The organism is Albidovulum aestuarii (assembly GCF_029961185.1).
Classification (GTDB): Bacteria; Pseudomonadota; Alphaproteobacteria; order Rhodobacterales; family Rhodobacteraceae; genus Albidovulum; species Albidovulum aestuarii.
On the sequence record NZ_JASBQQ010000007.1, the window covers coordinates 225,531 to 232,513 of the forward strand.

The 6,983-nt window shown below is 59.0% G+C and carries 3 protein-coding genes; all 3 read left to right on the forward strand.

All coding sequences use genetic code 11. The features are described from left to right. Positions 1-22: 22 nt before the first annotated feature. Positions 23-952 (forward strand): 3'-5' exonuclease, encoded by a 930-nt coding sequence (locus QKW60_RS16185; RefSeq protein WP_282370191.1) that lies wholly within the window; start codon positions 23-25, stop codon positions 950-952. After that, the gene (locus QKW60_RS16190; protein ID WP_282370192.1) at positions 949-4,371 is read left to right on the forward strand and encodes a TM0106 family RecB-like putative nuclease; all 3,423 of its coding nucleotides are present in this window, start codon (positions 949-951) and stop codon (positions 4,369-4,371) included. Before QKW60_RS16185 ends, QKW60_RS16190 begins: the two co-directional genes overlap by 4 nt. 72 nt (positions 4,372-4,443) lie before the next feature. Then, positions 4,444-6,909, forward strand: coding sequence for an STY4851/ECs_5259 family protein (locus tag QKW60_RS16195; RefSeq protein ID WP_282370193.1), 2,466 nt, complete (start codon positions 4,444-4,446; stop codon positions 6,907-6,909). Positions 6,910-6,983 lie beyond the last annotated feature (74 nt).

Genomic DNA, 6,983 nt, shown 5'->3' on the forward strand with positions numbered 1-6,983 from the left:
TTGACAGGAAGCAGGTGACGCGATGAACGATCACAGTTTCTTTGCGATCGGTGCAGAGCACGTCATTCAGAGCGGGGCGCAAGCCCATGCGGATGATTGGCGGCTCCTTCGCCGGCTTGCTCTGCCGCGCCGCCTGAATGATCCACGTGGCGGTACGGTCAAGCGCGCCCTGGTCATCGATGTCGAGACCACCGGCCTTTCGCTCGAGGGTGACGAAGTGATCCAGCTGGCCATGCTGCCGTTCTCCTATGAGCTCGAGACCGGAAGGATTATCGAGATCGAGCACGACCGGGCCTTTGAAGGACTGCGCGAGCCAGGCGTCCCGATCTCGGAGGAGGCCAGTCTGGTCACCGGCCTGACGGCTGAAGCCGTCGCGGGTCGGACGATCAACGGTTCTGCCGTGGAGGCGCTAGTAGCCGATGCGGATCTGATCATCGCCCACAACGCCAGTTTTGACCGAGTCATGGTCGAGACGCTCTGGCCCTGCTTTGCCGGGAAGCCCTGGGGGTGCTCTCTCACGAGTATCGACTGGCTGCGCGAGGGCTTCTCCGCGGGAAAACTCGACTATCTCGGCATGCAGTTCGGCTGGTTCTACGACGGTCACCGGGCGCTTGCGGATTGCGAAGCCTGCCTCGCTCTGCTCGCACAGGAGCTCCCCCAGTCGGGCAAGCGTGTCATGTCCGCGGTCCGGGATGCCGCGCTTCGGGACGACTACCTCGTTCGGGCGGTCGATGCCCCCTTCGACGAACGCCAGAAACTCAAGGAGCGCGGGTATCGCTGGCGGCCGGCGGAGCTTCCGCTGGGAAGGGTCTGGTGGACGATCACCTCCGACCCCGCGTCGGAGATCGCCTGGCTCCGGGCTGAAATCTACGGCCGGGACGCCAATGTGCCGACACACAAGGTCACGGCCCTTAACCGCTTCTCGGAGCGTCTCTGGGAAGCGCAGCCATGAAAAAGCATGTCGATCAGATCGTCCTGAGCGCTTCCGACCTCGTTGGCCATCTGAACTGCGGCCATCTGACCGTGCTGGATCTGCAGGTCGCTGAAGGAGCGCTTGCGAAGCCGAAGCATTGGGATCCGCTTCTCGAGGTTCTTCGAGAGCGGGGTGACCAGCATGAAAAGGCCTTCATCGCGCACCTTGAGGCTCAGGGCCTGACGTCCATCCGGATCGACGGAGTCGACAACACGCCAGCAGCCGTCACCGAGACCCTAACTGCGATGGAGTCTGGCGCTCAGATCATCGTCCAGGCGGCGCTTGCACATGGCAGGTGGGTCGGGCGGGCCGATATCCTGCGGCGGGTCGAGAAACCCAGCCATCTCGGGTCTTGGTCCTACGAGATCATCGACACGAAACTTGCCCGCGAGACCAAGGCTGGCTCGGTGCTTCAGCTTTGTCTCTACGCCGACCTGTTGGAACAGGTGCAGGGGATCGCGCCTGAATATGTCTACGTCGTGGCGCCCTGGTCCGACTTCGAACCTCAAGTGTTTCGATATGCGGACTACGCCGCGTATTTCCGGAAAGCCAAGGCCGCCGCTGAAGCGGCGACTGCCGACGGAGTGCTGGGCGGTCAGTATCCTGAGCCGAAGGAGCACTGCGACATCTGCCGATGGCGGACCCGGTGCGACGCGAGGCGGCGCGCAGATGACCATCTCTGCCTGGTCGCCGGGATCAGCAAGAACCAGACATCCGAGCTTCAGGACAACGGGATCACGACCGCAGCCGCGCTCGCGGCGATGCCCACGCCGATGCCCTGGAAGCCGAAGAAGGGATCTGCGTTCTCCTACGAGAAGGCACGTGAACAGGCCCGTATTCAGATCGAGTCTCGCGAAGCCGGAGAAGTCCGATACGAACTCCTGCCGATCGTCGAGGATATCGGCCTGTGTCTGCTGCCTGAACCTTCTGACGGAGATATCTTCTTCGACATCGAAAGCGATGCGTTCGTTGGGGAACACGGCCTCGAGTATCTCTTCGGCTATATCTATCGCGATGAAAACGGCGCCTGGACCTACACGGCAGACTGGGCGTTTGATCGGGAAGGCGAGAAGGCGATCTTCGAGCGCTTCGTGGACTTCGTGAATGCGCGCAGAGAGCAGTATCCGGACCTGCATGTCTTTCATTACGCACCCTATGAACCCGGGGCGCTGAAACGCCTGATGGGCCGGTACGCGACCCGCGAAGGCGAGATCGACGACTTCCTGCGCAGCAATCTGCTGGTCGATCTCTACAGCGTCGTGCGCAATGGGCTGCGCGCCGGGGTCGAGAGCTACTCGATCAAGAAGCTGGAGCCGATCTACGGCTTTGTGCGGGATACCAGCCTGCCAGATGCGAACGTGGCTCTTGCGCGCCTGCAGGCCGGGCTTGAACTGGGCGACATCGATGCCATTGACGGCGAGGTGCGCGCGACCGTGAAGTCTTACAATTACGAGGACTGCACCTCGACCATTGCCCTCCGCGACTGGCTTGAAGATCGCCGCCAGGAGGTTGTCGATGCCGGAACCGATGTTCCGCGTCCCTTGCCGTCCGATCAGGAGCCCAGCGAGGCGCTCACTGAGCGTCAGGAGGCCGTTCAGGCATTGATCGCGCGCCTCACGGCCGACGTGCCCGCGGATATCGAAGAACGGAGCGAAGTACAGCACGCCCGGTGGATCCTCGCGAATATCCTCGACTGGCATCGCCGTGAGGACAAGGCCGCGTGGTGGGAATACTTCCGGCTCTCCGCGCTCACGCCAGAAGAACTCGTCGACGAGCGCGCCGCGCTGTCGCAGCTGACGTTTGTCGGGGACGTCTCGCCACCGGGCGCGCGGACGCCGGTTCACCGGTATGCGTTCCCACAGCAGGACACGGATCTCCGCGGTGACGAAGATCTGCGGATGAATGGCGGCGACAAGATCGGCAGCGTTGTCGCGGTTTCTGCGGATGATCGCACGGTCGACATCAAGAAGATGGGGAAGACGGCCGACATCCACCCCGAGGGCGTCTTCGCGCATCAGATGTTCAATACCAAGGAACAGGCCGACAGCCTGATGCGGCTTGGGGAGTACGTCGCCGACCATGGCATCGAAGGGGAAGGGCCCTATCAGAGCGCCCGGGCACTCTTGCTGCGTCTCAAACCGCAACTTGGCGATGGACCGATCCGACAGCCGGGAGAAACGACCCTGCAGGCTGTGCTTCGCGTCGCTCGCGAGCTTAGTGAAGGCGTCTTCCCGATCCAGGGCCCTCCGGGAACGGGAAAGTCGTACACGGGCGCGCGCATGATCTGTGAACTCGTCAAGCGTGGAAAGAAGGTCGGGATCACGGCAAACAGTCACAAGGTGATCCGCAACCTGCTGGACAAGGTCGTCGAAGCCGCCCCGGAGATGAAGGTCGATCTCTGCTGCGTTCAGAAACCGAAGTCCGGCGAGATGGAACCTGATCAGGACAGGTTGAAGTTCGTGTCCGACAATACCGGCGTTTATGCCGCATTGGGCTCGGGTTCCGCGCAGGTTGCCGGTGCGACGCACTTCCTCTGGTCACGCGCTGACGCACATGAAGTTCTCGATGTGCTCGTGATTGATGAAGCCGCGCAGATGTCACTGGCCAATGTCCTGGCAGTCGCTCAGAGCGCGAAGATCCTGATCTTGCTTGGAGATCCGCAGCAGCTGGACCAGCCCACGCAGGGCACGCATCCGGACGGCACAGGCGTATCCGCGCTCGAGCATGTTCTTGGTGGCGCACATACGATTGCCCAAGACGAGGGCCTTTTCCTGGAGGAAACCTGGCGCTTGCACCCCGATATCTGCCAGTTCAATTCCGAGCTTTTCTATGACGACAAGCTGCATTCCGTGGAGGGATGCGAGCTGCAGGAAATCCGCCGTGCCGGGCCCCTTACAGGAACAGGTCTTCGTTATTTGCCGGTGGAGCACTCAGGGAATCAAAGCTCTTCGATTGAGGAGGCCGATGCCGTTGCCGGACTTGTTGAAGAGATCTTGTCCGGTCAGCCGACATGGATTGATCGAGAGGGTCAGGAGAGACCTCTCACCCTCGAGGACATCCTGATCATCGCGCCGTACAATGCGCAGGTCTTTGAGATTCAGCAGCGTCTGCCCGGCGCGCGCGTTGGGACTGTCGACAAGTTCCAGGGCCAGGAGGCACCCATAGCGATCTACTCGATGGCGACATCAAGCCATGCTGACGCGCCGCGGGGCATGGAGTTCCTGTACAGTGCAAACCGCTTCAACGTTGCAATCTCACGAGCGAAGTGCGTTGCGGTCCTGGTGGCATCGCCTAAAGTGTTCGAGGCGGAATGTCGGACACCGCGACAGATGCAAATGGCCAATGCATTTTGTAGGTATCTTGAATGCTCAATCAAAATCAATTTTCCTGTTCTCTAAAAAAGACAAAAAATCAATTGCAAGAGAGGGCAGGAGGCGCCGGCGCAAAAGAATACATCGAGCAGCTATCGCATGAAGATACTTAATGAAATCCTGGACGATAGTGGATGCTTAGCCTCGCCCGACGGCAGGCCACTATTTTCTTACAATTACTCATCTGAAGCTCATTCCCGTTTGGGGTCAATTCTACCTGCCCGATTGTCCATTGGACAGACATTGCCGGAGACTTCCGCCGCCTTTGTTCTCTGGGCTTCAGAACACATACGAGCGAACTTTCGCGGAGGACAGCTAACTTGGAGCTTCGTATTTGCCGGACTGGGGATTGCCGAGGATCGTCAACTAGCTGTGAGTCTGGTCGATCAGGGATTGAAGTGGTGGTACAGAAGAGTCCGCACAACTGAAACTGGAATCCACCAATATCTGTACTCTCTGATGTCGGAAGGCGGGCTGCCCCAGGCACTTCTGCAGCAGCAGGGTCTGTACAACAGAGTTGTTGTAGGGTTGTTGAGAGAGATTGAAGCGGAGGGCGGAACTCACGCACGAGCTATCGCGCCAACGATTGCGGGCAGATATATCGTCACTCTTCCGCAGGCCTTTCACAATGCGGATTGGGTTAAAGCGCTCTCGGAATTCGGTATGTCGCTCGTCGAGCTTCGCGAGCGAGTTCCTGAAGGAATCGAGCCGGGACTGATCGAGAACTGGCTCGACAACAATGTCCGTGATTGGAAAAAAACTCTGCCGTTGCGTCTCTCATCTGAGGCGTATGAGGCTCTAATCAGGCCAGCTCTAAAGTCTGAACGAGCTCGTCTCGTCAGGACGGACATCCCAATAGCACGACAATTGCGCCGAGGCAGTGACGGTGTCTGGAGGGGCTATGTTAAGTACGCACCGAGTGGAACCATCCCTGGAGACTTGCTTCCGGAGGCGGTGGGGCAGAGGTTGAGGCTGGTCGCCACGTCCGATCGAGGAGGCGCATCTGTCAGCTACAGTGCGTCGCCCGAAGAAAGAGCATGGAGCCTACGTCGATTTGGGACGCAGCAAACGACGTCTTCTCTATTGAATATTTCAGAAACGATCGTTTTCGAGGCGTATGCGGACGGACGTACTCTGGGCTCGGTTGTTATGGACCCCGGTCTACCTCACCCTCTGGAGGCTCCGAGCATCTGGAGGGCCACTGATCAGGTTGAAGGCTTGGCGGCCGATACGTTGCTTCCATCTTCAGGACGTACGCAATCAGAGGCGCTTTGGATCCTCACAAATGCTGACTGCCAACCTGCCGTGAGTGACGGGCTTCATATCGGAGACTCCCAAGAAGCGGAAAACGGACGACTTTGGCCAGTGTATGGAAACGGAATTGTTGCCGTGCAGGGCCTACAACTTCGCATTGGTACGGGTGTCGGAAACGCCGAGGATCGTGCCCGTATCATTCCGATCGGCGACACTCTGACCGGGTGGCGCTTGAAGGACGGAAGCCCGATCTTTTTGGGAGAGCCAACAGTTCTTGCTGGGATTGGTGACGCTCCCTTGCGCGCTCCTGATCAATCTTCAGTAATTGTACAAGAAGGTCGGCGCTTGGGGGCAAAAGTAATCTCTTGGAGCGGCGACGCTTTTGGCATCGCCCAAATGAGGATTGTCAGTCTTCCCTCAGCAGCGAGCCTCGTTCTGAGAGAAATATCTGCGGGAACGGTAGAGCTGTCCGCGAATGGGTTCCCCGATAATTGGACGCTTGTATTGTCTTTGGGAGAACAAGTGGTTCGCCAGGAAGTTGGCTCTGCACCAGGCAGACTTAGCCTAACCGCGCCGGGGTCTCCAATCGGGCTGATCACGCTAAGGCTCTCAGATCCAGGATCAGGTCGAAACTTGGAACTTCTTGCTGCCTGGCCATCGCGCGAGGGAATGCTTCTGGATCCGAACGGAAATCGGCTTCAAGACAATAGGCCAATCTTCCCCGACGCCCTGCGCGGATGGCGAGCGGTAGTCCCTTCTGGATCAGCCGGCGATATCCAGCTGAAACTCAACAATGAACCGCCGATTGCGCTCCGAATTCAGGGGGAAGCGTCGCTGGGTGCAATGTCTCAACTGGTGTGGCTCATGCTCGCCCACGGCGGGCCTGACGCTCAGGTTGACTTACGTCTGATTGTTGGAGGCAACGAGAGCAGACGACTGGAAATTCGGAGGTATGAAAATCACGCCGCCGTTAGAGGTTCTATCCTGAGGCTCGGGCAAGAGCGTGATCCTCAGCGGCCGGGTGATCTACCGCAAATCGTAATTGAGAGCGAAGAAGATCGCGCCGAAATCGTAGCCATCAGCCTCACATCAGATGCTGCTCCGGTCTCCGCGAGGTTTACAGTTTCGGATATCGATCTTTCTGATTTCCTAGAAACCGACCTCGGCCCCTGGCTCCTCTTTTCCCGTCTCGATGGCAGAACTCAACGTGCCGCAGTTTGGGTTCCCGAAGAGCGAAACCTAGGGCGCCGAGAGGACCGCATTGCTGCCTATGTCAACGAGTGGCAGGCCTTGGTGGATCAACCCGACTGAGGTGCCCCTAGTTTTCTAGACACCCGCCTTGGTCAGTTTCTGCTGCCTGATCTCGAAATCAACGGGCGACAGCA